Raw genomic sequence first — 25095 nt, forward strand, 5'->3', positions numbered from 1 at the left:
AACGCATCCACTGAAGACGGCCGTCACCACGCGAATCATGCGGGTGGCGACCGTCTTTTGCGTACTCTGCACGCTCCGGCGGGGGGATGGGCGGGGTTCGCAGATAGGGTCGCGTTGGTCGATGGAGGTCTCGGCGAGCTCGACCAGCGGAGACTGGGACGATCCCCGAGATTGGCTCGTGTCGCTCGTTTCCGTTGGCGTTTCGGATTGAGTACCTGCGCCGCTGGAATGAGTGCGTGGAGCGTGGTGGTGCGAAGGTGCGGCTGCTCCGCGAGTTCAACCTCGCGAAGGGCACGGTGGATCGGTGGCTGCAGGCTCGCGACGATGAAGAATGGGCCGCATCAATGGTCGCAATGTCAGAGAGGTCGCCGAAAAGAATGGGAAATCGTGATCGCGCCGAGTTGGCGCGGCTGCGGGCGGAAAACGAGGCCTTGAAGAAGAAGGTCGCGCAGTCCGAGGCAGCACAACAGATCTTGGGAAAAGCATTCGAGCTCTTGGAAGGGCTCACCACGAGCTCGAACGAGGAGCAAACAACGATCCCGACGGCACTGATGAGCGCCGACGAGTAGCCAGCCACCTAAAAGACACGCGTGCCGTCCCCGTCCGGGCCATCATCCGCAGATTAGGGCATTTCGAGGGTCCTCACCTCGGCTGCACCGCCCATAGCCCCCACCGACGCGAAAACCACGACGAAAGGTAAAATCGACAGCACACCGAAACGTAACCCATGATCAAACCCCAAAAACACTCCAACCAGAACTGACCCACGCTCCTAGTCTCTGAGTCCCAGCGCCCGGTTTTCGCGGGCCACTCGTGAACTGTGGGCGGGGTCGGGGCGAAAGCTAGGCGGCGTCGGTGACCGTCAGCAGCACGGAGCCGGAGGAAACAGTGGTGCCGACGACGGCGGCCAGGTTGCCGACGGTGCCGTCGCGGTGGGCGACGAGGGGCTGCTCCATTTTCATGGCCTCGAGCACGAGCAGCAGGTCGCCCTTGACAACCAGGTCACCCTCGGCCACCAGCAGCTTGACGACGGTCGCCTGCATCGGCGCTTTCACGGCGTCTCCGGTGGCGGTATCGACGGAGTGCAGACCGCCGCGACGTTTGGGGGCCGGGCCGACCGAGCGCGCGCTCGCGCCGCCGGGCAGCAGGCGGGTGGGCAGCGTCACCTCGATACGGCGTCCCTGCACCTCGACGACGATGCTGTGGCGTTTCTGCGGGCCAGCGGCATCTTCCATGCTGCCGCTCCACGGTTCGATGTCGTTCTCAAACTCGGTCTCGATCCAGCGGGTGAAGACCGTGAAGGGCTTTTCGTCGCTTGGGGCGAAGGCCGGGTCGCGCACGACCTTGCGGTGAAAGGGCAGCACGGTCGGCAGGCCGGCGACCTCGAACTCGTCGAGGGCGCGGCGCGAACGTTCCAGAGCTTCTTCGCGAGTTGCGCCGGTGACGATGAGCTTGGCGATCAGGGAATCGAAGGATCCGCTGATCACATCGCCAGACTGCACGCCGGTGTCGACGCGTACGCCGGGGCCGCCGGACGGCTTAAATACGTGCACCGGGCCGGGCGCGGGCAGAAAGCCGCGGCCGGCATCCTCTCCGTTGATGCGAAATTCAAACGAGTGAGCGGATGCGACGGGGTCGCCATAGGTAAGTTCGCCGCCCTCAGCGAGGCGGAACTGTTCGCGCACGAGGTCGATGCCGGTGACCTCTTCGGAGACGGTGTGCTCGACCTGCAGGCGGGTGTTGACCTCGAGAAACGAGACTGTGCCGTCCTGGCCGATGAGAAACTCGCAGGTGCCGGCGCCGAGATAGCCGACCTCTTTGAGGATGGCCTTGGACGCGCGATACATCTCGGTCGTCTGCGCTTCGGTGAGGAAGGGCGCTGGCGCCTCTTCGACCAGCTTCTGGTGCCGGCGCTGCAGTGAGCAGTCGCGGGTCGACACGACGACGACGTTGCCGTACTGGTCGGCCAGGCACTGGGTTTCGACGTGTCGGGGGGAGTCGAGGTACTTCTCGACGAAGCATTCGCCGCGACCGAAGGCCGTGATGGCCTCGCGGGTGGCGGAGTCGAACATCTCGGCGACCTCCTCACGGGTGCGGGCTACCTTGAGGCCGCGGCCGCCGCCACCGAAGGCGGCCTTGATCGCGACGGGCAGACCGTGCACGTCGACGAAGGCGAGTACCTCGGCGGCGTCGCTGCAGGGGTTTAGGGTGCCAGGCGCCATCGGCGCGTTGACCTTCTCGGCGATTTTGCGGGCGGAGACCTTGTCGCCGAGCTGCTCAATCGCTTCAGGCGATGGCCCGATCCAGATGAGTCCGGCGCCGATCACGGCGCGGGCGAAATCGGCGTTCTCAGCCAGAAAGCCGTAGCCGGGGTGCACGGCGTCAGCGCCGCTGCGGCGGGCGATCGACAGAATCTTGTCGATGACCAGGTACGTTTCGGCGCCGCTGGTGCCGTCGAGACCGTACGCCTCGTCGGCGAGACGGGCGTGCAGGGAGTCGCGATCCTGGTCGGCGTAGACAGCAACAGAGACAATTCCACTGTCCTTCGCGGCACGGATGACCCGAACGGCGATCTCGCCTCGGTTGGCGATGAGGACCTTCGTTATGAGTGACACAATCCCTTAGCCTATTGGGCCGCGCCGCATTCATTTTGGTTCTCTCCCACAAAAAGACCGGCCAGATTCTTGCGGATGCCTACAATTCCAGCGCTCCGGGGCGATTCCACAGGGTCGGCCACTCGTGGCCGAGGCCGCGCACCAGCCGTCGAAGCGTCGGCAGCGACAACCCCACCACGGTTGACGGGTCGCCGACGATGCTCATAATGAAGGGAGCGCCGAGGCTGTCGATCGTGAACGCTCCCGCCACATAAAGCGGTTCACCGGTCGCGATATAGGCGTCGAGCTCGGCATCATCGAGGTCGTCGGCGAAGGTCACTTCGGCCACCGCGACCGCGCCGACCGCGCTGCTTGGCACTCCGGCTGTCAGCTCGATCAGCCAGTGCCCCGAGTACAGCGTTCCGGTGCGCCCGCGCTGGCGCTCCCACCGTTCCCGTGCCGCCTCCGCGGTGTGCGGCTTGCCGTAGATGACCCCGTCCAGCACGAACACCGAGTCGCCGCCGAGCAGCAGCCCGTTCAGCGGTTCTGTCAGCAGAGCGGATGCCGCAGCCTCGGCTTTCGCCCGCGCCAGCAGAGCGGATGCCGCAGCCTCGGCTTTCGCCCGCGCCAGCAGCAGCACGAGTTCTCGCGGCGCGAGTGGCGTTCCGGCCGCAGCCTCGGTCTCGGCGACGACGCGTGCTTCGTCGACGTCAGGGTTGATCAGCACCGGTTCGATGCCGGCCGCCCGGAGCAGGGCCAGTCGGGCCGGAGAGGTGGAGGCCAGGTAGAGGCGCATGCTTGTCCTTCGCAGTTTCGGTGACTCCATTCAATCAGGCTCGATCGCACAGGGGTGGAGGGGGTGTGGGATCATCAAGGAATGAGCAATTCGAGTCATCAGTCCCAGGCCGCCGACAGTACCCCGTCCGAAACGGTCGGCAGCGAACTTGAGCTCGACATCACCAACGTCGCGCACGGCGGAATCTTCATCGCCCGCCATGAGGGCCGCGTCATTTTCGTCAGCGACACCCTGCCCGGCGAGAGGGTGCGCGCGCGCCTCACCGAGGCGAACCACAAGAGCTTCTGGCGGGCCGAGACGGTGGCCGTGCTCGACGCCGCCCCGGAACGCCAGCCGCACATCTGGAGCGCAGCATCCGTTGATCGCGCTCCCGAAGATCGCGCGGGCGGTGCAGAATTCGGCCATATCGAGCTCGCATTCCAGCGCGAACTCAAGCGCCAGGTGCTCGCCGACGCGCTCCAGCGCATGGCCGGGATCGACAGCGACGTCGTCGTCGAACCGGTCGCAGTCAGCGCCAAGGCCAGCCCCGGCGACGCGATGGACGGCACCGGATGGCGTACCCGGGTGAGCCTGCACGTCGCCGCCGACGGCACTATCGGCCCGTACGCCGCCCGCAGCCATCGCGTGATCCCGATTGACGATCTGCCGCTCGCCGAACACGAACTCGAGCTGCGCGCCCCGCTCGACACCCTGTTTCACAACGCCGCGAAGATTGACCTGGTTGCGCCAAGCAAGGGAGACGTGCAGGTACTCGTCTCGGCCAAAGATGCCAACGGCAAGCCCAGACGGGTGCCGCACGGCCTGATTCACGAGGTTGTCGACGGCCGCGAGTTCGAACTCGACCGGTCCGGATTCTGGCAGGTGCACTCCATGGCCGCCGACACGCTCTACCACGCAGTGCAGAACATCATCGACCCCGATCAGTTCGACCCGCGGGCCGCCAACCTCGATCTCTACGGTGGTGTCGGCCTGCTCGCCGCGGCCGTCGGCGACAAGTTCGGCGCGTCGACTCGCATCACCTCGGTCGAAAGCGACCCGGAAGCGGTCGTCTTCGCCGCCCGCAACCTTAAAGAATGGGCCGGAGCCACGGCCGAGGCCGACCGGGTTGACCGCTTTCTGCAGCGCCTGCAACGCACCGCGGATGCGGCGGAGCGAGCGCGCCTCGCCGCCGCCACCGTCGTGCTCGACCCGCCGCGCTCCGGCGTGGGCACCGCCGTCGTTGATCAGCTAGTAGCCCTGGGCCCCCGGCAAATCGTCTACGTGGCCTGCGACCCGGTGGCCCTGGCTCGCGACGTCGCGCTGTTCCAGAAGCAGGGATACCAGCTGCGCACCCTGCGAGCCTTCGACCTGTTCCCCAATACCCATCACGTCGAGGCCGTCGCACTGCTCAGCAAATAGCTATTCTTGACACGAGCCAACCAGAAGGACAGCGACATCGTGAGTCACGCACTTCCTGATCCCGCACCAACCATCCCCGAGCAGCCCGTTCGCGTCGGCATCGTCGACGACCACGAATCGGTGCGACTGGGCCTGCAGGCCGCCTGTGAAAACTCCGGCTACGAGGTGCTTTTCGCCGCCGCGACCGCTCAGGCACTCGTGGACGGCCTCGCCGGACGAGCGTGCGACGTGATCGTGCTCGACCTCTCGCTCGGCGACGGTTCGCTCGTGACCGATAATGTGCACCTCGTCGCGAGCACCGGCTCGGCCGTGCTTGTCCACAGCATCGCCGACCGGGTGGCCTCGGTTCGTGAGGCACTCGCCGCCGGCGCCGCCGGAGTCATCCCCAAGTCCTCGCCGACCACCACCGTCATGGCTGCCGTGGCCTCCGTCGCCCGCGGCGATGTGCTCAACAATCTCGAGTGGGCCACCGCGATCGACGCCGATCGTGATTTCGCCAAGGCTCAGCTCGGTCGCCGTGAACGTGACGTTCTACACCTGTACGCCTCGGGTTTGCCGCTCAAGATGGTCGCCCTGCAGCTCGGTATCGCGCACTCCACCGCGCGGGAGTACCTTGACCGCATCCGCGTAAAGTACGTCGAGGTCGGCCGCCCAGCGCCGACCAAGGTCGACCTGCTGCGCCGCGCCGTCGAAGACGGAATCCTGCCAGGACTCGACGCCTCCGATGGTGACCGCGGTGACTAAACGGGTCGCCCGAGCGGGAGCCCTGTTGTCTACCGATCCGGCGGCGTTCGGCACGGTCAGTCCGGCCGACTTCCAGGACGACCTGTTCGGCCGGCCCCGGCACCCGCGCAATCCGATCAGTCACGCCCAGATCGAGATCGCGCTGTCCCGTTCGGTGGCCGGCGTCGCGGTGGTCTTCGCGCTCCAGGCGCTGCCGCTCATGCTCGTACAGCTGGAAAGTCGCAAGCCCGGTTCCGCAGTGCCCATCGGAATCGCCCTGGGCTTGTCAATTCTGGTGTTCGTAGTCGCAACGCTGGTTCGGCGCGGCATCCGCACTACGGCCGGCATTGTCGCGGCCTGCTACCTCATTGCCCTGATGGTCTGGCCGCTCGTCATGCGCGACCCCACGGTCGTTCTCGACAGCAAACCGTGGCTCTGGTACCTGTGCACCGTCGCGACCTCGTGCGCGGCGATCGCGTTTCCGCTGCTCTGGGCCATCATTTACACGGTCGTCACGCCCGTCGTCTTTGGACTCTTGCGTGGACTGCCCTCCGGCGGCAAGGCCGAAAGCCTGCTCGCCGTCCTCGACACCTGCTACGCCATGCTGCTCGGCGGTGTCGTGCTCATCATCATCTACGTGCTCCGCGACGCGACCGACAAGGTCGACACCGCCCAGTCCAATGCCCTGGCAAAATACGCTGTGGCGGTGCGCCATCACGCGACCGAGGTGGAACGCGTCGAGGTCGACTCGATCGTGCACGACAGCGTTCTCGCGACTCTGCTCTCGGCCGCCGGTGTGCGCAATTCCAAGGGAGCCGAACTGGCCGCGGCGATGGCTCGCAGCGCCATCATCCGCTTGCAGGAGGCCAGTGGCGAACGCACGCTCGACGATGCGACGACGGACGTGACCCGTTTGGTCGCGCGCCTTCGGGGCACTGCCGCGGACACCGGTGTTTTCACCGTCGCCGAGTTGGGGGTCGATGGCCTGAGCATTCCGGAGTTCGTCGCCGAGGCCCTGTACGCGGCGAGCGTGCAAGCCATGGTCAACAGCGTGCAGCACGCCGGCCCAGCGCAAACGCGCAGCCTGACGATCTGCGGTAACGATCAAAGCGGATGCCGCATCGAGATCAGCGACACCGGCCGCGGCTTTGATCCGACCAGCGTGGCTAGTGCCCGGCTCGGCGTACGAGTCTCTATTCGCGACCGGATCGCCAGCGTGGGCGGCGTCGCCGTGGTGAACTCGCGCCCTGGCCAAGGTACGACCGTGGTCATCAGCTGGCCGCGGGCCGCGGTCTCCGCCGTGAGCGAAAGCGAAACGGATAGCGGCAGCGACGCCGAAACTCAAGCTGCGCCCGCACCGGTCGCACATGCCGTCACCAGTGCCGACGCCGACCGGGCGGGTGATCGCTGATGACCGTTGTTGTCGTGGTGTCGCGCACGCTCACCCTCGTCGTAGCGGCTCTGTTCTCGGGCTATCACGTGATTCTCGGGCTGTATTCGATCCAAGAGCCGGCATCATCGGTGCCGATCCTGGTCGCCATGGGCCTGTATGTGGTCGCGACAATGGCGAGCCTGTGGCCCAGCAGTCCGATGCGCATGTCGCTGCCGCTGGCGCTGTTCAATGTCGCGGTCAGCGCGGCGCTGCCGCTGATCGTGGGCAGCCAGCTCGAAGGCTCCTCGGGCAATCTCGGCTACGCCACCTGGTACGTCGCCGCCATTGGCGCGCTAATGACCATCACCGCCACCCGCAAGCGTCCGCAGCTGGCACTGCTGGGTGTGGCCGTGCTCGTCATTCACAGTGTGATCTGGGCCGGAGTCGGCGAACTCGGTGGACTGGGCGTCATCGGAAGTGTGGTCTGGGTGGTCGCAGCCGCGGTGCTCTCCCGTGCCCTGGTCAAAGCCAGCCGGGATGCCCGTCAGTTTTCCCGAGCCGAGCGCGAGGCGAGTGGATGGCACGCGGCCCAGGAGGCTCACCTGTACGAGCGCCAGGTGCGTCTCACTCAGACCATGCGCCTCGCCATGCCGATGCTGCGGCGCATCAGCGAGAGTAATGGTGAGCTGACCGAGGATGAACAACAGGAATGCCGGTTTCTCGAAGCGGCTATTCGCGATGAGATTCGAGGCCGTCGCCTGCTCAACCACGCGGTGCGGGAACAGGTCATGGCTGCGCGGCGTCGCGGAGCCATCGTCACGCTCCTTGACGAGGGCGGTATTGACGATCTCGAGGGTGTTGCCCTCGACGACGTGCTGGCCGCCCTCGCCCTGGCCCTCGAGCAGACGAGCGCCGACAAGATCATTGTGCGCACCGCGGCCGACAGCGCGACCGTCGCGGTGACCGTGGTGGGGCTGTCGAGCCCCGACCCTGCCGTGAGTGCCCTAGGGCCGGACTCAGCGGGTGACGATGAAGTCAACCTGTGGCTGGAAATCCCCCGTCAGGTCACGCCCGCAGTCTCGGCCTGAGCACCCCTGCTCCCTGTTCGGGGCTCCTGGGTACGCGAAAGGGGACCAGCCGAAGCTGATCCCCTAGCGCTGATTCGAGAATGGACGACAACCCGAATGCCATCCGTTCCCGCCCCCAAAACATTCGCTCGCTTACCCTAGTCAGCGAATGATTGGTGGTGAAACTCCAGGAGTCCCACCGAGCACTCATCAGTCTGCACTATCCAACAAATTCCCGCTGTCGGCATTTAGGGGGACAGACACGAGGTTGCGGCTGCCGCCCATTCCCCGCCCAGGGCCTGGACCAAAATGGCTAGGTGAAACTGAGCGTAGGGGATCAGCCGGTGAAGCCGCGCCAGCGGCCGCCGCCGGGGTGCACCGGTTGGCGGATTGCCCGCTGGTTGCGGTGCCAGGCGCTCCGGTGCTGCTCGGGGGCGGCCCGACGCTCGTCGGATTCCTCCCGCAACAGCCCGCGGATAACGGCGGTCACCGCTGACACCTCGATATCACTCACCTGATTGGTTACGAAAACCAGCTCGGACGGATCGAACTCTGACGGCTTCGACATTGCGGGGTTTGGAGTCATCAGAGCGGGATGTTTCCGTGCTTCTTGGCCGGCAGGGTGGCCCGTTTGGTACGCAGTGCCCGCAGGGCCTTGACGACCGATACGCGCGTGGCGGCCGGCTCGATAATGCCGTCGAGCTCGCCGCGCTCCGCGGCCAGGAACGGACTCGCCACGTTGTAGGTATACTCATGGGCCAGACGCGTCCGCACGGCAGCGACATCTTCGCCGGCCTGCTCGGCCGCCTTGATCTCGGCGCGGTAGAGAATATTCACGGCGCCCTGGCCGCCCATGACGGCGATCTCCGCGGTCGGCCAGGCCAGGTTGGTGTCGGCACCAAGCTGCTTGGAACCCATTACGATGTACGCGCCGCCGTAGGCCTTGCGCAGAATGACGGTGACGAGCGGCACGGTGGCCTCGGCGTAGGCGTAGAGCAGCTTCGCCCCGCGACGGATGATGCCAGTCCATTCCTGGTCGGTGCCCGGCAGAAAACCCGGAACGTCGACCAGGGTGAGAATGGGGATCGAGAACGCATCGCAGAACCGCACGAAGCGGGCGGCCTTCTCACCTGCCTCAATGTTGAGCGTGCCGGCCATGGCGTTGGGCTGGTTGGCGACGATCCCGATCGAGCGGCCCTCGACCCGGGCGAATCCGACGACGATGTTCGGCGCGTACAGCGGCTGCGTCTCGAGAAAGTCGCCGTTGTCTACGATGTGCTCGATGACGGTCTTCACGTCGTAGGGCTGGTTGGGCGAATCGGGGATGATCGTGTTGAGGCGACGGTCGGCATCCGTTGTCTCGAGCTCTACCTCGCTGTCGAACACGGGCAGCTCGGCCAGGTTGTTGTCGGGAAGGTAGCTCAGCAAGGCGCGGGCGAAGTCGAGCGCATCAGACTCGTCGCTCGCGAGGTAGTGCGAGACACCCGACACCTTGTTGTGGGTGAGGGCGCCGCCGAGCTCTTCCATGCCGACGTCTTCGCCGGTGACGGTCTTGATCACGTCGGGACCGGTGACGAACATCTGGCTGGTCTTGTCGACCATGATCACAAAGTCGGTCAGCGCGGGGGAATAGACCGCCCCGCCGGCGGCCGGGCCGCAGATGATCGAGATCTGCGGAATGACACCGGATGAGGCTGTGTTGCGACGAAAAATCTCGCCGTATTTGCCGAGGGCCACCACGCCCTCTTGAATTCGCGCTCCGCCGGAGTCGAGAATGCCAATGATCGGCACGCCGGTCTTCAGTGCGAGGTCCATCACCTTGATGATCTTCTCGCCGGCGACTTCGCCGAGCGACCCTCCGAAAATGGTGAAGTCCTGCGAGTACACGGCCACCTGGCGGCCGTGGATCGTACCGGTTCCGGTGACGACCGCGTCGCCATAGGGTCGTTTCTTCTCCATGCCGAAGGCCACGGTGCGATGCCTGACGAACTCATCGAGTTCTACGAAGGACCCCTGGTCGAGTAGCAGGTCGACGCGCTCGCGGGCGGTCATCTTGCCCTTGGCATGCTGCTTCGAGGTTGCGGTTGCCCCGCTGGCGGTCACGGCCTCGTGATAGCGCAGCTTGAGGTCGGCGAGTTTTCCCGCCGTCGTATACAGATCGGGGGCCGCGGCGGGCGTCTTGTCAGTCACCTTTTCACTCTACCGGCACGCCCCGGGCGCTTCCCGTTGACGATGTTCCACAACTTTGCCCCGCAACACTGGTCATTTCCCCTTCCAGGACCACTTTTCTTCAGCCGCAATTCGCCCGCAACTCTCAGTCTCTCCCGCCTTCCCCGTGGCTAATTCAGGAAATCCTTCCGCAAATCGGCCAAAACACGGTGTTTTGAGGCCGATTTGTGCGAATATCCTGAATTAGCCACGGCGCACGCCGGTGACACCGGCACATGCCCGGCGCGACAGCACGAAAGAGGGCCACCATGGAATTTTCGCTCAGCCGCACCGAGGTGAGCCGGTTCGAGTTCTTGTCCGAGGCTGCCTCCACCAACGATGTGCTCAAAGAATTCGCCACAACGGATGCCGCCGCCTGGCCCGACCTCTCCGTAGTAGTCACCGACAACCAGACTCAGGGGCGTGGCCGGCTCGGCCGCGTCTGGCTGGCCCCGACCGGCAAAGCCCTGGCCATCTCGGTGCTCGTGCGTCCGCAGCTGCCGACGGCGAGCCTCGGCTGGTTCCCGCTCCTGGCCGGTGCCGCTATGACCCGGGCTGTCAGATCAGTGGTCGAGAAAAGCCTGCAGCCGGTCGAAGGCCTGAAAGAGGCTGAGGATCCCCACCACGAGACGACCCTCAAATGGCCCAACGACGTGCTCATCAACGGCTACAAGGTGTGCGGCATTCTGTGCGAGTTGCTGCCCGACGCGACGGGCATCATCATCGGTGCCGGGCTCAACCTTTCGCTCGACGAACACGATCTGCCCACCCTGACCTCCACCTCGCTGCTCCTGGTCACCCGCACCGCCCCCGACCCCGACGAAGTGCTCGCCGCCTACCTGCACGAGCTCGCCACGCTGTACCGCGCCTTCGTGAAAGCCAACGGCGACGCACAACAAAGCGGACTGCATACGGCCGTCGAAAAACTCTGCGGCACCCTCGGCAGTGTCGTGCGGGTGGAGCTGCCCGGCGGCAGCGACCTGGTCGGAACCGCCACCGGCATCGACACCGAGGGGCAACTCAGAGTCGTCAACCAGGCCGATGGCGAAGAACGGTCTGTCGCCGCCGGCGATGTCACCCACCTGAGGTATTAATAGAAGTAATGAAACCGAAGAAGACAGAGCCCAACGAGACCGAACCCTCCGGCTACGCCCGGGAGAGTCGGCCGGAGAAGGTCGTCGCCCGCTTGCGCCCGCACGCCCGGGTACTGCTCTGGCCCACCCTGCTGCTCTTCGCCCTGGCCGGTGCCACCGGTTACTTCTTCGGCAATCTGCCCGAGCCCTGGCAGAACGCGGCCCTATTGCCCGGTGCCGTCGTGCTGGTCGTGCTGGGCTGGCTGCTGCCGCTCGTCGCCTGGCTGACCAAGCGCTACACGATCACCACCCGTCGCATCATCTTTCGCCACGGATTCTTCGTGCGCACCCGGCAAGAACTGCTGCACAGCCGCGGCTACGACGTGAGCGTGCGGCAGAACTGGGTGCAGGCCGGGTTCCACTCTGGCACGGTGCTGATCAATTCGGGGCTGGAGCATCCGCTCATCTTGAAAGACATCCCCAACGTCGACCTGGTGCAGAGCGTGCTGCACGACCTCATGGAACAGGAGAGCACCGTCATGGGATCCCGCCGGCAGGAGCAGTCGGCCCTCGCCGCCGAGTCAGCGTTCTGGGGTCGCCGCTAGGCGAATCGCCCCCGTGCGCGTGGGCACCGAACTCGAGACAGCGGATGACGCGGCTGCAGCCCCAGCATCGGCCGGCGCGCCGCTCCGGCTCGGTGCGAACACCCAGTAGCGGTACAACGTGAAGCGGAACACCGCGCCGAGCAGCAGTCCAACGACGTTACCGGCGATGTTGTCGGCGAGAACGCTCGTGTAGCCGAGCACGTAGTGGCTGAACCAAAGGCAGCCGAGGCCGATACCCATGCCCATGAGGCTCACCGCGAGAAACTCCAGGCCCTCGCGCGCCGTTTGGTTCTGCCGGTTCTTGCTGAAGGTCCAATGGCGGTTGCCGAGCCAGTTCACCAGGATGGCCAGCACGGTCGAGATGACCTTGGCGTAGATGGGGCCGGCGTGCACCTCGGATGAGTCGAGCACGGTGGTGCGCAGCAGGTTGAAGACGGTGAAGTCCACCACGAAGCCGAGCGCGCCGACGGCACCGAACTTGAGGCCCTGGCTCAGAAAGCTGAGCAGGCGCTGCTTCAGGGTGATCGACATGCGTCCGTCCGAAGGTTCGGTAAAGTAGAAAAGCACTGAAGTATCGCAGTCTACGGCGATTGAAAACCCTCGGGCTGGGTATCCACGCGCGTTTAGCTGAACGCTGGCATAGAAAATGGTGAACAGATGGCTTTGACCGTCGGTGTGATTGGCGCTGGCCAGCTGGCCCGCATGATGATTCCCGCGGCCGTGAACCTCGGCATCGAGCTCAAGGTGCTCGCCGAAGCCGACGGAATGTCCGCCGAGCTCGCAAAAGCCAGCGTGGGCGACTACCGCGACCTGCCCACGGTGCTCGCCTTCGCGAAGACCGTCGACGTGATCACCTTCGACCACGAACACGTGCCGCAGGAAATTCTGCGGGAGCTCGTGCGCGCCGGCATCAGAGTGCACCCCGGACCCGACGCGCTGCTCTACGCCCAGGACAAGCTGCTCATGCGCGAAAAACTTGCTGAGCTGGGGCTGCCGGTTCCGGATTGGGCACGCATAACGGATACGTCCGGTCTCGCCGACTTTCTGCAGCAGCACGGTGGCCGCGCCGTCGTGAAGACCGCACGCGGCGGCTACGACGGTAAGGGCGTGCGCGTGGTCAGCCACGAACACGACGTCGACGACTGGTTTACCGCGCTCGCCGAAGACGGCAATGGCGGTGCCCTGCTGGTCGAAGAACTCGTACACTTCAGCCGGGAGCTCGCCCAGGTCGTCGCCCGTCGCCCGAGCGGTGAGATCGCGGTCTGGCCGGTGGTGGAGACCGTGCAGAAAGAGGGCGTCTGCGCCGAGGTCATCGCGCCCGCCCCGAAATCGGCCGGGCACCTCGCCGACGTCGCCTCCGATATCGCCATCGCGATCGCCGAGGGCATCGGCGTCACCGGGGTGCTCGCCGTCGAACTGTTTCAGACCACGGATGCGCGCCTCCTCATTAACGAGCTCGCCATGCGCCCGCACAACAGCGGCCACTGGTCGATTGACGGATCTACGACGAGCCAGTTCGAGCAACACCTGCGGGCCGTGCTCGACCTGCCGCTCGGGGCGACGGGCGCCCGCTACCCGTGGACGGTCATGGTCAACATCTTTGGTGGGCCAGCGTCAGGCTCGCTCGGTGACCGGTATCAGAGCGCCCTTGCGGAGCATCCGCAGGTGAAAGTGCACAACTATGGCAAGGCGTCACGGCCGGGCCGAAAGGTCGGCCACGTCACCGCGGGCGGCGACGATCTCGACGAAGTTGCCTACCAGGCGCGTGCCACTGCACAAATCTTTCAGTCTTGAGCAATAGGATCATCTGCGTGCCAGACAACATCGAGCCTTCCGCTGTGCCTGCTAACAGCGTGCCCGAAAACTCCAATGCGCCGCTGGTCGGCTTGGTCATGGGCAGCGACTCCGACTTCACCGTCATGAGCGCCGCCGCGCAGACCCTCAAGGACTTCGGAGTGGCGCACGAGGTGCAGGTAGTCTCGGCGCACCGCACCCCCGAGAAAATGCTCAACTATGGTCGCAATGCGCAGGCCCGCGGCCTCAAGGTGATCATCGCCGGAGCCGGGGGAGCAGCGCACCTGCCCGGCATGCTCGCCGCCATGACCACGCTGCCGGTGGTCGGGGTTCCCGTTCCGCTCGGACTGCTCGACGGCCTCGACTCGCTGCTGTCGATCGTGCAGATGCCGGCCGGCGTGCCGGTCGCGACCGTGTCGATCGGTGGGGCCAAGAACGCCGCGCTCATCGCGATCAAGATTCTCGCCACGAGCGATGACGCGCTGCGTCTGAAGCTCGAGGACTATTCCGTCGCACTCGCCGACCTGGTCGAGCAGAAGAACCGGGACCTCCAAGAGCGATTATGAGTAGTGTGACTGACCCGATCCGGCACCCGAATTCCGGCTCCACGCGCATCATGACGACGCGTGCGTGGTGGCTTGTCGTACTCAATTTCGTGCTCCCCGGTTCGGCACAGGTACTCGCCGGCAATCGGCGGCTCGGCCGGTTCGGCCTTGGCGCCACGCTCATCTTGGTGGCCTCGGCAATCGTCGCCGGTGCTGTCTACCTGTTCTGGCCCGAGGCCGTGCTCACGGTGTTCACGAACACGATCGGCCTCTGGGCCGCCGCCGCCGTGCTCGCGTTCTACGCGCTCACCTGGCTCGTGCTCACCGTCAACACCCTCAGCCTGATCAACCTGCTGAAAGCCGCGCCCGGCGCTCGCCCGCTGATCGCTGCTTTCTCCGCGGCGCTCATGGTCGTCGTCTGCGGCACGGCTGGCTATGGTGCCTTCGTCGCGACCTCAGCGAGCGGATTCCTCTCCTCGGTCTTCGTCCCCGGCCCGAGTGAACCGCCGGTCGACGGCCGCTACAACATTTTGCTGCTCGGCGGGGACGCCGGCGCCGATCGGGACGGCCTGCGCCCCGACAGCCTCTCCGTGGTCAGCCTCGACGCCACGACCGGCCAGGCCACGACCATCAGCCTGCCGCGCAACCTCGAGGACGTGCCATTCTCGGCCGGTTCCTCGCTCGGTGCGCTCTACCCCGAGGGATACGGCTCGATCGACGGATGCGACGTGTCGGCGTGCATGCTCAACTCCATCTTCACCGAAGCCGAGCTCAAACGCCCGGAGTACTACCCGAATGCCGTGGCCGAGGGCAGTTCCCCGGGCATTCAGGCGACCCTCGAGGCGGCGCAGGGCATCACCGGGCTCACCATCCAGTACTACGTGCTGATCGACATGCAGGGATTCTCCGACCTCATCGACGCTCTCGGCGGCGTCGACATTGACGTGCAGAGCCGGGTTCCGGTGCACACCGATGAGAGCTTCAGCGAGGTGTTGTTCTGGTTCGAACCCGGCATGCAGCACATGGACGGCTACCACGCCCTCTGGTTTGCCCGCTCCCGGCACGGCACGAGCGATTACGACCGCATGCAGCGGCAGACGCAAATGCAGGAGGCTCTTCTCGCTCAGGCCAGCCCGGCCAACGTGCTCAGCAAATTTCAGGGCGTGGCCGTTGCCGGCACCCGCGTCGTGAAGACCGACGTGCCGAAGGGCATGCTTGGCTATTTCATGAACCTCGCATCTAAGACAAAGGAACTGCCGGTCGTGTCGGTGCCGCTCATCCCCGAAAACGGCATCGACCCGGAGAACCCTGACTACGCCGCCATCACCGCAATGATCGCCGCCGCTCTGGCCCCCGCGCCCACTGCCACCCCGACACCGTAGCCCGACGCCGGCATCCCCGGCCCGCCACCTGAGGCGGTTTGTCCATGCCTCGCACGCTCCGAATGCTGCACTCGCGGCCGCACCCTGCTGGCGCACCCCTGACCCGGGGCGCCTCACGCGTCGAAATGCTGCGTGCGCGGCATGCCGCGAGCGTTAGCGTCCGCTGACAGCTCCAGCAGCTTTCGACCGCGCGACCGTCGCACAACAAACGCGACTCATCCTGCGAGACATGTGATCTCCCTTGGTCGAGCATGCCGAGAACGCAATCCCAGCGCCGCCACCCGCCCAATTCAGGCGCGTCAAGCGGATGCGGACGGCTGCCTTACTGGCGCAGCGACTTCACGTTGTCGCGATACCACTGCACGGTCGACCGCATGCCATCGTCCAGGGAAATCTGCGATGTCCAGCCTGCTTCAGCGAGTTTGGACACGTCGAGCAGCTTCTGTGGGGTGCCGTCCGGCTTCGAGGTATCCCAATCGGTAGCTCCGGTGAACCCAGTAACGCGAGCGATCGATTTCGCGATCTCACGAATCGTGACGTCGGTTCCGGTGCCAACGTTGACTTGTTCGGGGCCATCGTAATTTTCGAGCAGATGCAAGCAGGCAGCAGCCATGTCGTCGACGTGCAAAAACTCCCGCCGTGGCGTTCCGGTACCCCAGTTCGTCACCCGTGCCGCACCCGACTGGGCCGCCTCGTCATACCGGCGGATGAGTGCGGGAAGAACGTGCGAGCCGGTCGGCGAGAAGTTGTCGCCGGGCCCATAGAGGTTTGTCGGCATCGCCGAGATCCACGGCAAACCGTACTGGCGACGCACGGCCTGAATCTGCAGGATCCCAGCAATTTTCGCGATCGCGTAGGCATCGTTTGTCGGCTCGAGATGCCCGGTCAGCAGCGAATCCTCGCGGATCGGCTGCTGGGCCAGTCGCGGATAAATGCACGACGACCCCAAAAACAGCAGGCGTTTTACGTCGTACTTCAACGCGGCATCCAACACGTTGACTTGGATGCGCAGGTTGTCGCTCAGAAAGTCAACCGGAAAGCTGTCGTTGGCCAGAATGCCACCCACCTTTGCCGCGGCCAGCACAACATAGCGTGGTTGGATTTCGGCGAAGAAGGCGAATACGGCGTCGCGGTCTTTGAGGTCGAGTTCGGCTGAGGTGCGCCCGACCAGGTTGGTGAACCCCTCGGCCTCCAGAAGGCGCCAGATCGCGGAGCCCACGAGGCCGCGATGCCCGGCGATATACACACGGCTCCCTCGATCCAGCGCGGTCGGTGTGAAGGCGACCTGATCCCGGTTGTCCGTCGTCATCACTTCGTTCCCCAAGTTGCCAGCTCGACCTTGTCGATCCAGGGTTGACCGGCGTGTTCGAGCAGTTTGATGTCGGCGTCCACCATGATGCGGGCCAGTTCCGCGGTATCGACCGTGGCCTTCCAGCTCAGCTTGTCGAAAGCGTGCGAAGCATCGCCGACGAGGGCATCCACTTCGGTGGGGCGCAGGTACCGTTCGTCGAAGCGCACGTGTTTTTCCCAATCCAAGCCGGCGTGGCTGAACGAGGTCTCCACGAAGTCGCGCACGGTGAAGTTGCCTCCGGTCGCCAGCACAAAATCGTCAGGTTCGTCGGCCTGCAGCATGCGCCACATGCCCTCTACATACTCGGCGGCATAACCCCAGTCGCGAATCGAGTCGAGGTTTCCGAGATAGACGTGGTCTTGTTTCCCAGCCTTGATCGCGGCGACCGCCCGGGTGATCTTGCGCGTCACGAAGGTCTCACCTCGACGTGGCGACTCGTGGTTGAAGAGGATACCGTTTACCGCGAACATGCCGTAGGCCTCGCGGTAGTTCTTGGTGATCCAATAGCTGTACACCTTGGCTGCGCCGTAGGGCGAGCGCGGATAGAACGGGGTCGCTTCGTTTTGCGGGGGCGGTGTCGCTCCGAACATTTCCGACGACGACGCCTGGTAGAACCGGGTTGTGATGCCCGACATGCGCACGGCTTCGAGCAAGCGAATCGTGCCCATTCCGGTCGTGTCAGCGGTGTGTTCCGGCTCATCGAACGAGACGCGCACATGCGATTGGGCGGCCAGGTTGTAGACCTCATCCGGCTTGATTTCGGCGAGCAGCGTCGTCAGGCGTGATCCGTCGCTCAGGTCCCCGTAGTGCAGAAACAACTTCGCGCCCTCGTCGTGCGGGTCCACATACAGGTGGTCGATGCGTGACGTGTTAAAAGTGGATGCCCGCCTAATCAGGCCGTGTACTTCATACCCTTTGGAGAGCAGTAACTCTGCGAGATACGAACCGTCCTGGCCGGTGATTCCCGTAATGAGCGCGCGCTTTGTCATGAAACCCTTTGTATTCGTACGGGCAGTGGAGCCGCAACAATGGAGCGTCGCGCCTTGCCTTGATCACTTTGAGCCTACTGGCTGGCACCGTGCGGCCCTAAGTCGTGTGAGGCACCCAACTACAGGTCCGCGTGCAACTGCCAGACCCGTTCGGCCGAATCGTGCCAGCTGAACGCGCGTGCGCGGTCGCCACCGAAGATGCTCATTCGATTTCGCAGCACGCTGTCGCCGAGCACCCGGTTAACCGCCTCGAGCAGCCGACCGGGGTATTCCTTCGCATCCGCTCGCTCGACCGCAACACCGGCGTCGCCAGCCGCTTCCAGGAGTGCAGGCGCGTCGGAGTGCACGACCGGCGTGCCGAGGTGAAATGCTTCGATGATCGGCAGCGCGAAGCCTTCTTCCAGGCTGGGGTACACGAACACGCTCGCTCGGGCGATCACTACGGCCAGATCGGAGTCGCTCAGCCCGGACAGCGCGCGTACGCGCCCCGGTGCCAGCCCGGCTTCATCGGCGACCGAGGCGAGGTCGAGCTCGCCCCAGGTGTCCGGTCCGAGCACGATCAGCGGCAGGTCCGGTGCACCCGGCAGCCCGAGCGCCGTGATCAGGGCTGTCACTGCCTTGCGCGGGTCCAATGACCCGGCCGTCAGGAGATACTGCGACGGCAGCTCCATCGCCTGTAGGCGCTCTTCCACGATGGGAATGGCTGGTAGTAGGAGCCCTCGACCCACGGCGCCGCCGATCACGCGCACCCGGTCGCCCAAGTCCATGATTTCGGTCAGTTGCCGGGCCACGGCGTGGCTCGGTACGACAATGGCGTCGGCGTGTTTGCGGGCGCGTTTAAGCATGCCCTTGGTCCAGGCCACGGTCGTCGGGGTCAGCGAAGACGGATGCGTCCACGCCAGCACATCGTGCAGGGTCACCGCAATCTGGGTTCCGTCCACAGCCCGATCGTGGCGGCGCAGCGGGGCGAGCAGCCCCGGCGCGTGAATCAGGCCGCTACCCGACGAGGCAATCACACCGAGTGCCCAGGCCGTGGCCAGCTCGCGGCGCGCCAACACCGTCTTGTGCAAGTTGGCCAGACCGGGCAGGGCGGCCTCAATGACTGCATACTGCGCCGAAGGCGACGACGAGACGATGCCCTCAACCTCACACTCGGCCGGAGCGCTAGCAATCAGCGCGCGGGTGAGTTCCTCGGCGTAACGCCCGACTCCGCCCGGAACCGGCGCGACCATTTGGTCGACGATAACCCGCAGAGTGATCATGGCGTCTCGAATACCCCCTCAGCGAAGGCGTCAGCTTGGGCGTCCTGCCAGCTGCGCATCGGCGTAAGTCCGGCTGCAGCCCAGTTGGCGTGCCCAAGCACGGAGTAGGCGGGCCGGGGCGCCGGCAACACAAAGGCCGAGCTGTCGGTCGGCAGCACGCGTTCCGGGTCGAGCCCGGCCAGGGCGAACACGTCGCGGGCCTGGTCGAACTTCGACGCGACCCCCGAGTTAGTACCGTGGTAGATGCCTGCGGGCGCAACCGAGTCGAGCAGCAGCACGATCTGCGCGGCGAGATCCACCGTCCAGGTGGGCTGGCCGACCTGGTCGTTGACGACATTCAACGTATCGCGCGTGCCAGCGGCCGTGAGCATGGTCTTGGCGAAGTTCGGCCCGTTCTTGCCGTACAGCCATGCGGTGCGCACGATGTAGCTGCGCGCGCCGTTCTCGGCGAGCACGAAGTTTTCGCCAGCCGCCTTGGTACGGCCATAGGCCGAGATCGGGCTGTGCGGCGTGCTCTCCGCATAGGGAGTGGTCGCGCTGCCGTTAAAGACGTAGTCCGTCGAGATCTGCACGAGCTTCGCTCCCGCAACGGATGCCGCCACCGCCAGGTTACGCGCCCCCACCGCGTTCACCGCGTAAGCCTCATCTTCGTGCGTTTCGGCGTCATCGACCTTGGTATACGCAGCGCAGTTGATGATGACGTCGTGCCCGGCGACGGCGGCCTTGACCGCGTCAAGGTCGGTCACGTCGAGGTCGCTCCGGCCGACAGCTGTCACGTCTCGTCCAGCTAGAGCCGCCTGTAGGTCGCGCCCCAGCATGCCGGTCGCGCCGGTGATCAGATAACGGGTCATGTTAGTTCAACGCCGCACGAGCCTTGAGCGGTTCCCACCACTGGCGGTTGTCGCGGTACCACTGCACCACATCGGCCAGGCCGTGTTCAAACGGAACCTCGGGCGCATAACCGAGCTCGGCCTGAATCTTTGAGATATCGACCGAGTAGCGCAGGTCGTGGCCGAGTCGGTCGGCCACGCGGTCAACGTACGACCAGTCCTTGCCCGTCGAGTCCAGCAGCAGCTGGGTGAGTTCCTTGTTGGTGAGTTCGGTGCCGCCGCCGATGTTGTAGATTTCGCCGGCGCGACCGCCGACCAGCACCATGGCGATGGCACGGGTGTGGTCGTCAACGTGCAGCCAATCGCGAATGTTGTTGCCCTCGCCATAGAGGGGAACGTGCAAGTCGTCGATGAGATTGCTGACGAACAGCGGAATGACCTTTTCGGGAAAGTGGTACGGGCCGTAATTGTTCGAGCAGCGCGTGATCGACACGTTGAGGCCGTGGGTGCGGTGGTAGCTGCGGGCGAGCAGGTCGCTGCCCGCCTTCGACGCGCTATAGGGCGAGTTGGGCTCAAGCGTGCGCTCCTCGTTCCAAGACCCTTCGGCGATCGAGCCATAGACCTCGTCGGTAGAGACGTGCACGAACCGGGCCAGCTTGTGGCGCAGCGCAGCGTCGAGCAGCTGCTGGGTGCCCAGCACATTGGTTTCAACGAAGATGGTGGAGTCCATCACCGAGCGGTCTACGTGCGACTCGGCAGCGAAGTGCACCACCGCATCGAGCCCAGGGAAGAGTGTATCGAGTAGCTTGCCGTCGCGAATATCGCCGTGCACAAAGGAGTAACGCGGTGAGTCGGCGATCGGGGTGAGGTTTTCGAGGTTGCCCGAGTATGTCAGTGCGTCGAGCACAATGACCTCGGCGCCTTCCAGGCCCGGGTACTTGTCTTCAATCGTGCGTCGTACAAAGTTGGAGCCGATAAAACCGGCGCCGCCGGTGACGAGGATCTTCATAGAGGAGTAACCGTTCCGTTCGCTTCAATGGCCTCCGCGATTCTACCGGACGCCAATTGGTAGACTCCGAACGTGCAGATTCGCGAACTCTCCATCCCCAATTCCTACGAGATCACGCCTAAGCAGTACGGCGATGACCGGGGCGTGTTCCTCGAATGGTATCGATTCGACAAGCTCGAAGAGAAGGTCGGGCACAAGCTCGACCTCGCCCAAGCGAATACGTCGGTGTCCAGGCGCGGGTCGGTGCGCGGCATCCACTTTGCGGATGTCCCGCCCAGCCAAGCCAAATACGTCACGGCCGTGCACGGCACCGTGCTCGATTACATCATCGACATTCGCGTGGGGTCGCCCACGTTCGGTCAGTGGGACAGTGTGCTCCTCGACGACACCGATCGGCGCGCGGTCTACATTGCCGAAGGCCTCGGCCACTGCTTCGTCGCGCTCACCGACAACGCCACCGTGAGCTATCTCGTGAACAGCACCTTCAGCCCGGGCCGAGAACACGGCATCAGCCCGCTCGATGAAGAGATCGGCTTGGTGTTTCCGCCAGAGGCTGGTGAGCTGCTGCTGTCTCCCAAAGACACGGATGCCCCTTCTCTCGCCGCTGCAGCTGCCGCCGGTTTACTCCCCACCTGGGATGCGGCCCGTGCCTACTACGCATCTTTGAACGACAGGAACTAACGCTCATGCGCGGAATCATTCTCGCCGGCGGCTCTGGCACACGCCTGTGGCCGATCACCAAAGGCATCTCCAAGCAGCTCATGCCTATCTGGGACAAGCCGATGATCTATTACCCCCTGTCGACGCTCATGATGGCCGATATCAAAGAGATTCTGATTATCACCACCCCCGAATACAACGAGCAGTTTCGGGCGCTCCTCGGGGACGGATCCGACCTGGGCATCCGCATCGAGTACGCTATGCAGCCTTCTCCGGACGGTCTGGCCCAGGCGTTCATCATTGGTGAAGAATTTATCGGTGATGACAGCGTTGCGCTCGTGCTCGGCGACAATATTTTTCACGGGGCAGGACTTGGTTCATCTCTTCGGGGTAACGCCGAGATCGAGGGTGCGCGTATTTTCGCTTACCATGTCAGTAATCCCACCGCTTATGGTGTCGTTGAATTCGATGATTCGGGCACCGTCGTGTCCATCGAAGAGAAGCCGACGAAGCCCAAGAGCAACTACGCCGTTCCCGGTTTGTACTTCTACGACAATTCCGTCGTCGCCATCGCGAAGACGATCGAACCGAGCGCTCGCGGGGAGCTCGAGATCAGCACCATCAACGAGCGCTACCTGGAGCAGGGCAGATTGCACGTGCAGGTGCTCGATCGGGGCACTGCCTGGCTCGACACCGGAACTTTCGAGTCCATGATGCAGGCGTCAGAGTACGTGCGCGTCATCGAAGACCGCCAGGGTTTCAAGGTCGGCTGCATCGAGGAGATTGCCTGGCGTGCCGGTTGGATCAGCGACGCTCAGCTGGCCGTGCTTGCAGGTCCCCTGGTGAAGAGCGGATACGGCAGGTATCTCCAGGCCATCGCGCAGGTGGATTAAGGCGCAGTACGGGGTGCGCTTGATCGCCTGGTGACCAGTCGCCGCAACGATCGCTGCAATCCCCAGATCGTGACCCGTCCCATCGCCTCGAGAACGATGCCGCGGCTCATTTTGGACTCGCCGATTTCGCGTTCGCGAAATTCTATGGGGAATTCAACGATGCGGCCGGCCGCATCAAAGACTCGCAGAGTCAGGTCGATTTGAAAGCAATATCCTTTTGAACTAACGCTCGACAGATCCATCGCCCGCAATGCCGTCGCGGAGTAGATTCGAAAACCGGCCGTCGCGTCGTTGACCGGGAGTCCAAGCATCAGCTTGGCATAGGTGTTTCCAGCCCGGCTGAGGAATTCGCGGCTCTTTGGCCAGTTGACGACGCTGCCTCCACTAATCCATCGAGAGCCGATGACGACCCAGGGGCGCACTCCAGGACGGTCGAAGGCCGCGATCAGTTCGGGGAGCGCGTCGGCCGGGTGTGATCCGTCTGCATCAAACTCACCGATCAGCTCATAGGCGCGCGCGAGCGCCCAGGCGAATCCAGCCAGATAAGCGTCTCCCAGACCAGACTTCTTCGAGCGGTGAAGAACGAAAATGCGCGAGTCCACCGCGGCGAGCCGGCCTACGATCTGCCCAGTGCCGTCGGGACTCTGGTCGTCAACAACCAGAATATGAGCGCCAGGAACGACCGCGTGTACCCGGCGTATGGTCGCTTCGATGTTGCCGGCCTCGTTATACGTTGGAATGATGATCAGCGTTTTGGTGGCGGAGTCAGGCACAAGTTCTTTCGGTTACTTCTTGGGGCAGGGAAAACGGTCGGTTCAATGTGTAGGAGCTGGGGCCCCCAACGACCCAACACTCTCAAAAGGCTACCGAAGTGGTTGGAGTGTCCTCCAGCAATGCTACCTTGGAGAATTCCGTCGCTAGATGCAAGCATTACTAAACTCTTGGCCCGTCACGAGCGTCACCACAAATGGCGTCAGCACTATGAAAGGCGCAGGGCGGCCTGTGAACCATGACAGTAATTAATGAGTTCTCGACCGTGGACTCGGCCGCCCGTGAGACCAACCCGGGAACTATTACCAGCCAAACTTGGACCATTGCGTCACTGCTCGGTCTGATCGCGGGGGCGATCAGCTTCGGCGGGTCCTGGGTGCCGTCCGTCTGGACTGATGAGCAAGCGACTCTGTCTGCTGCCACGCGCCCGCTTCCTGAGATGGTTTCCCTCGTTACGAACACTCTGGACGCCGTGCACGGACTGTATTACTTCTTTATGCATTACTGGTTCGCCCTCGTCGGAGTTCACGATTGGAGTTTTCGCCTGCCCAGCGCGATTGCGGTGGGGCTGGCGGTGATGGGGATCGTGGTTCTTGGGGCCATGCTTGTCAACCTTCGGGTGGGATTTCTAGCGGGCGTCCTGCTCGCGCTCATTCCGCAAACGCAGTGGGTAGCCACCGAAGCCAGATCCTATGGATTGACCGTCATGCTGGCAGTTTGGCTCAGTATCGTGCTCGTCCTCGCGGTCACATCGTCGAGATGGTGGTGGCTCGCCTATGCGTTTTTGGGGACAATCTCCGTAACGGTTTTTATCTATCTCACGCTCCTGGTGGCAGCGCATGCGATCACGGTCATTGCTCTCCGTGCCTGGCGCCGGTCATGGTGGTTGTTTGGGCTGAGCGCTCTGGCCATCGTCGTCTGCACGATTCCCGTCCTCAGGTTGGCTGTCGCTCAACGAGGTCAAGTGAGTTGGATCGGCCCGATCAGTCGCCAGACGATCTTCGATGTGCTCGCGGATCAGTGGTTCGACAGTAGCGTGTGGGTCGCCGGGGTGTTTTGGATTCTGATCGGAGCAGGCATTGTCATAGCGATCGTGCGACGACGGTCGGATCCATCCGCTGCGGGTGTCGTGCTCCTCGCCCTTCCGTGGCTGATCGCGCCGACTGCGGCGCTGGTGCTTGGTTCTCTGGTGATGTCGCCGCTTTACGTCGGCCGATACGTGGCCTTCAGCGTTCCGGCTGTGGCCCTACTCGGGGCCGTGGCCCTTGCCAGCATTCGATCCAAATTTCTCATTGCGGCCGGACTAGTCATCATTCTCGGCCTGTCGACACCCTTGTACCTTGCGCAGCGCGCGCCATTGGCGAAAGGAACCGACTGGAGGGACGCCAGTATGACCATGGGTGAGCATTCTCAGCTGGGCGACGCAGTCTTCTTCTCCCGGGCAGAAAGTGCCGTCTATCCGTACGCCCGATCTATGCTTTTTGCCTACCCCGACGCCGTCGGTGAATTGAAGGACATAGCTTTAGCAACGTCGTACGAGACCCGGGCAAACTTTTTTGATGAGCTCGAGCCGTTTGAAACGGCCGTGTTGCGGCTGGGAGATTCGAATCGAGTATGGATGGTCAACCCGGCGGGATACGCTTGGAGTGGTTCAACAGACGAGGCGACGCTTCGTGCACTTGGATTCTCGGTGCAGCAAGTGTATCCGGGTAATTCGACCAGTCTCGTTCTGCTCAGTCGCCACCAATAGCAGCCATGTGCATGATCGCCGCT

Annotated in this window: 24 protein-coding genes; 13 read left to right on the plus strand and 11 right to left on the minus strand. The window is 64.1% G+C overall.

From position 1 onward, the window contains the following. The first annotated feature begins 236 nt into the window (after window positions 1-236). Entirely contained in the window at window positions 237-569 is a 333-nt protein-coding gene (locus tag CXY71_RS10670) for a hypothetical protein (protein ID WP_199184280.1), read from the plus strand. A 273-nt stretch (window positions 570-842) separates the two neighbouring features. On the opposite strand, the gene CXY71_RS10675 is transcribed toward CXY71_RS10670, so the two are convergent. Both CXY71_RS10675 and CXY71_RS10680 read right to left on the minus strand, forming a co-directional pair. Then, on the minus strand, window positions 843-2615 hold the full coding sequence (locus tag CXY71_RS10675) for a biotin carboxylase N-terminal domain-containing protein (protein WP_104135595.1): 1773 nt from the start codon (window positions 2613-2615) through the stop codon (window positions 843-845). Between the two features lie 79 nt (window positions 2616-2694). Beyond that, window positions 2695-3390 carry a nucleoside triphosphate pyrophosphatase gene (locus CXY71_RS10680; protein ID WP_104135596.1) on the minus strand — a complete coding sequence of 232 codons (696 nt, stop codon included), beginning with the start codon at window positions 3388-3390 and terminating at the stop codon, window positions 2695-2697. Window positions 3391-3471: 81 nt separating this feature from the next. Here CXY71_RS10680 and CXY71_RS10685 point away from each other — a divergent pair, with 81 nt between their 5' ends. The 4 genes from CXY71_RS10685 to CXY71_RS10700 are packed head-to-tail and all read left to right on the plus strand — an operon-like array spanning window position 3472 to window position 7971. Then, window positions 3472-4788 (plus strand): class I SAM-dependent RNA methyltransferase, encoded by a 1317-nt coding sequence (locus tag CXY71_RS10685; RefSeq protein WP_104135597.1) that lies wholly within the window; start codon window positions 3472-3474, stop codon window positions 4786-4788. A 39-nt stretch (window positions 4789-4827) separates the two neighbouring features. Beyond that, on the plus strand, window positions 4828-5532 hold the full coding sequence (locus tag CXY71_RS10690; protein WP_233204592.1) for a response regulator transcription factor: 705 nt from the start codon (window positions 4828-4830) through the stop codon (window positions 5530-5532). Then, window positions 5525-6922, plus strand: a complete 1398-nt coding sequence (locus CXY71_RS10695; RefSeq protein ID WP_146071601.1) for a sensor histidine kinase — start codon at window positions 5525-5527, stop codon at window positions 6920-6922. The genes CXY71_RS10690 and CXY71_RS10695 overlap by 8 nt, the downstream gene beginning before the upstream one ends. Beyond that, the gene (locus tag CXY71_RS10700) at window positions 6922-7971 is read left to right on the plus strand and encodes a hypothetical protein (protein ID WP_104135599.1); all 1050 of its coding nucleotides are present in this window, start codon (window positions 6922-6924) and stop codon (window positions 7969-7971) included. The genes CXY71_RS10695 and CXY71_RS10700 overlap by 1 nt, the downstream gene beginning before the upstream one ends. A 316-nt stretch (window positions 7972-8287) precedes the next feature. On the opposite strand, the gene CXY71_RS10705 is transcribed toward CXY71_RS10700, so the two are convergent. Together CXY71_RS10705 and CXY71_RS10710 are read right to left on the minus strand one after the other, a co-directional pair. Then, a complete protein-coding gene (locus CXY71_RS10705) occupies window positions 8288-8518 on the minus strand; it encodes an acyl-CoA carboxylase subunit epsilon (protein WP_233204593.1) in 231 nt (76 codons plus the stop codon). Between the two features lie 17 nt (window positions 8519-8535). After that, the gene (locus CXY71_RS10710; RefSeq protein WP_104135601.1) at window positions 8536-10140 is read right to left on the minus strand and encodes an acyl-CoA carboxylase subunit beta; all 1605 of its coding nucleotides are present in this window, start codon (window positions 10138-10140) and stop codon (window positions 8536-8538) included. Between the two features lie 287 nt (window positions 10141-10427). Between CXY71_RS10710 and CXY71_RS10715 the strand changes: the two genes are divergently transcribed. Then, window positions 10428-11252, plus strand: a complete 825-nt coding sequence (locus CXY71_RS10715) for a biotin--[acetyl-CoA-carboxylase] ligase (RefSeq protein ID WP_104135602.1) — start codon at window positions 10428-10430, stop codon at window positions 11250-11252. 8 nt (window positions 11253-11260) lie between these two features. Beyond that, window positions 11261-11836: a PH domain-containing protein gene (locus tag CXY71_RS10720; RefSeq protein WP_104135603.1), complete on the plus strand. Its 576-nt coding sequence runs from the start codon at window positions 11261-11263 to the stop codon at window positions 11834-11836. On the opposite strand, the gene CXY71_RS10725 is transcribed toward CXY71_RS10720, so the two are convergent. Then, on the minus strand, window positions 11813-12367 hold the full coding sequence (locus tag CXY71_RS10725; RefSeq protein WP_104135667.1) for a GtrA family protein: 555 nt from the start codon (window positions 12365-12367) through the stop codon (window positions 11813-11815). The two genes, CXY71_RS10720 and CXY71_RS10725, sit on opposite strands and share 24 nt — an antisense overlap. A 126-nt stretch (window positions 12368-12493) precedes the next feature. Here CXY71_RS10725 and CXY71_RS10730 point away from each other — a divergent pair, with 126 nt between their 5' ends. The 3 genes from CXY71_RS10730 (at window position 12494) to CXY71_RS10740 (ending at window position 15557) form a co-directional block, all read left to right on the plus strand. After that, window positions 12494-13630, plus strand: a complete 1137-nt coding sequence (locus CXY71_RS10730) for a 5-(carboxyamino)imidazole ribonucleotide synthase (protein WP_104135604.1) — start codon at window positions 12494-12496, stop codon at window positions 13628-13630. 98 nt (window positions 13631-13728) lie between these two features. After that, window positions 13729-14196, plus strand: coding sequence for a 5-(carboxyamino)imidazole ribonucleotide mutase (purE, locus tag CXY71_RS10735; RefSeq protein WP_104135668.1), 468 nt, complete (start codon window positions 13729-13731; stop codon window positions 14194-14196). Next, window positions 14193-15557, plus strand: a complete 1365-nt coding sequence (locus tag CXY71_RS10740) for an LCP family protein (RefSeq protein WP_233204594.1) — start codon at window positions 14193-14195, stop codon at window positions 15555-15557. Before purE ends, CXY71_RS10740 begins: the two co-directional genes overlap by 4 nt. Window positions 15558-15879: 322 nt before the next feature. Here the strand turns inward: CXY71_RS10740 and CXY71_RS10745 are convergent, their stop codons facing one another. The 5 genes from CXY71_RS10745 to rfbB form a co-directional block, all read right to left on the minus strand. After that, window positions 15880-16866, minus strand: coding sequence for a GDP-L-fucose synthase (locus CXY71_RS10745; protein WP_104135605.1), 987 nt, complete (start codon window positions 16864-16866; stop codon window positions 15880-15882). Beyond that, complete coding sequence (gene gmd, locus CXY71_RS10750; protein ID WP_104135606.1) at window positions 16866-17897, minus strand: GDP-mannose 4,6-dehydratase; 1032 nt, start codon at window positions 17895-17897, stop codon at window positions 16866-16868. Before gmd ends, CXY71_RS10745 begins: the two co-directional genes overlap by 1 nt. 119 nt (window positions 17898-18016) lie before the next feature. Continuing rightward, window positions 18017-19159, minus strand: a complete 1143-nt coding sequence (locus tag CXY71_RS10755; protein WP_104135607.1) for a glycosyltransferase family 1 protein — start codon at window positions 19157-19159, stop codon at window positions 18017-18019. Further along, on the minus strand, window positions 19156-20010 hold the full coding sequence (gene rfbD, locus CXY71_RS10760; RefSeq protein ID WP_104135608.1) for a dTDP-4-dehydrorhamnose reductase: 855 nt from the start codon (window positions 20008-20010) through the stop codon (window positions 19156-19158). Before rfbD ends, CXY71_RS10755 begins: the two co-directional genes overlap by 4 nt. A 1-nt stretch (window position 20011) precedes the next feature. Continuing rightward, window positions 20012-20998, minus strand: a complete 987-nt coding sequence (rfbB, locus tag CXY71_RS10765; protein WP_104135609.1) for a dTDP-glucose 4,6-dehydratase — start codon at window positions 20996-20998, stop codon at window positions 20012-20014. A gap of 72 nt (window positions 20999-21070) precedes the next feature. Between rfbB and CXY71_RS10770 the strand changes: the two genes are divergently transcribed. After that, a complete protein-coding gene (locus CXY71_RS10770) occupies window positions 21071-21679 on the plus strand; it encodes a dTDP-4-dehydrorhamnose 3,5-epimerase family protein (RefSeq protein WP_104135610.1) in 609 nt (202 codons plus the stop codon). Window positions 21680-21684: 5 nt separating this feature from the next. Continuing rightward, window positions 21685-22551: a glucose-1-phosphate thymidylyltransferase RfbA gene (gene rfbA, locus CXY71_RS10775; protein WP_104135611.1), complete on the plus strand. Its 867-nt coding sequence runs from the start codon at window positions 21685-21687 to the stop codon at window positions 22549-22551. Here rfbA and CXY71_RS10780 read toward each other — a convergent pair. Then, on the minus strand, window positions 22548-23324 hold the full coding sequence (locus CXY71_RS10780; RefSeq protein ID WP_199184281.1) for a polyprenol monophosphomannose synthase: 777 nt from the start codon (window positions 23322-23324) through the stop codon (window positions 22548-22550). The genes rfbA and CXY71_RS10780 overlap by 4 nt on opposite strands. Before the next feature lie 236 nt (window positions 23325-23560). Between CXY71_RS10780 and CXY71_RS10785 the strand changes: the two genes are divergently transcribed. Next, on the plus strand, window positions 23561-25072 hold the full coding sequence (locus CXY71_RS10785) for a glycosyltransferase family 39 protein (RefSeq protein WP_104135612.1): 1512 nt from the start codon (window positions 23561-23563) through the stop codon (window positions 25070-25072). Window positions 25073-25095: the final 23 nt, after the last annotated feature.

Source organism: Cryobacterium sp. Y62 (assembly GCF_002929785.1).
GTDB lineage: Bacteria > Actinomycetota > Actinomycetes > Actinomycetales > Microbacteriaceae > Cryobacterium.

Coding starts and splice junctions, on each gene's coding strand:
- CXY71_RS10720 (WP_104135603.1), top strand. CDS start 11,261: ATGAAACCGAAGAAGACAGAGCCCAACGAGACCGAACCCTCCGGCTAC.
- gmd (WP_104135606.1), bottom strand. CDS start 17,897: ATGACAAAGCGCGCGCTCATTACGGGAATCACCGGCCAGGACGGTTCG.
- CXY71_RS10700 (WP_104135599.1), top strand. CDS start 6,922: ATGACCGTTGTTGTCGTGGTGTCGCGCACGCTCACCCTCGTCGTAGCG.
- CXY71_RS10715 (WP_104135602.1), top strand. CDS start 10,428: ATGGAATTTTCGCTCAGCCGCACCGAGGTGAGCCGGTTCGAGTTCTTG.
- CXY71_RS10685 (WP_104135597.1), top strand. CDS start 3,472: ATGAGCAATTCGAGTCATCAGTCCCAGGCCGCCGACAGTACCCCGTCC.
- CXY71_RS10785 (WP_104135612.1), top strand. CDS start 23,561: ATGACAGTAATTAATGAGTTCTCGACCGTGGACTCGGCCGCCCGTGAG.
- CXY71_RS10745 (WP_104135605.1), bottom strand. CDS start 16,866: ATGACGACGGACAACCGGGATCAGGTCGCCTTCACACCGACCGCGCTG.
- CXY71_RS10705 (WP_233204593.1), bottom strand. CDS start 8,518: ATGTCGAAGCCGTCAGAGTTCGATCCGTCCGAGCTGGTTTTCGTAACC.
- rfbA (WP_104135611.1), top strand. CDS start 21,685: ATGCGCGGAATCATTCTCGCCGGCGGCTCTGGCACACGCCTGTGGCCG.
- CXY71_RS10730 (WP_104135604.1), top strand. CDS start 12,494: ATGGCTTTGACCGTCGGTGTGATTGGCGCTGGCCAGCTGGCCCGCATG.
- purE (WP_104135668.1), top strand. CDS start 13,729: ATGGGCAGCGACTCCGACTTCACCGTCATGAGCGCCGCCGCGCAGACC.
- CXY71_RS10740 (WP_233204594.1), top strand. CDS start 14,193: ATGAGTAGTGTGACTGACCCGATCCGGCACCCGAATTCCGGCTCCACG.
- rfbD (WP_104135608.1), bottom strand. CDS start 20,010: ATGACCCGTTATCTGATCACCGGCGCGACCGGCATGCTGGGGCGCGAC.
- rfbB (WP_104135609.1), bottom strand. CDS start 20,998: ATGAAGATCCTCGTCACCGGCGGCGCCGGTTTTATCGGCTCCAACTTT.
- CXY71_RS10680 (WP_104135596.1), bottom strand. CDS start 3,390: ATGCGCCTCTACCTGGCCTCCACCTCTCCGGCCCGACTGGCCCTGCTC.
- CXY71_RS10755 (WP_104135607.1), bottom strand. CDS start 19,159: ATGATCACTCTGCGGGTTATCGTCGACCAAATGGTCGCGCCGGTTCCG.
- CXY71_RS10725 (WP_104135667.1), bottom strand. CDS start 12,367: ATGTCGATCACCCTGAAGCAGCGCCTGCTCAGCTTTCTGAGCCAGGGC.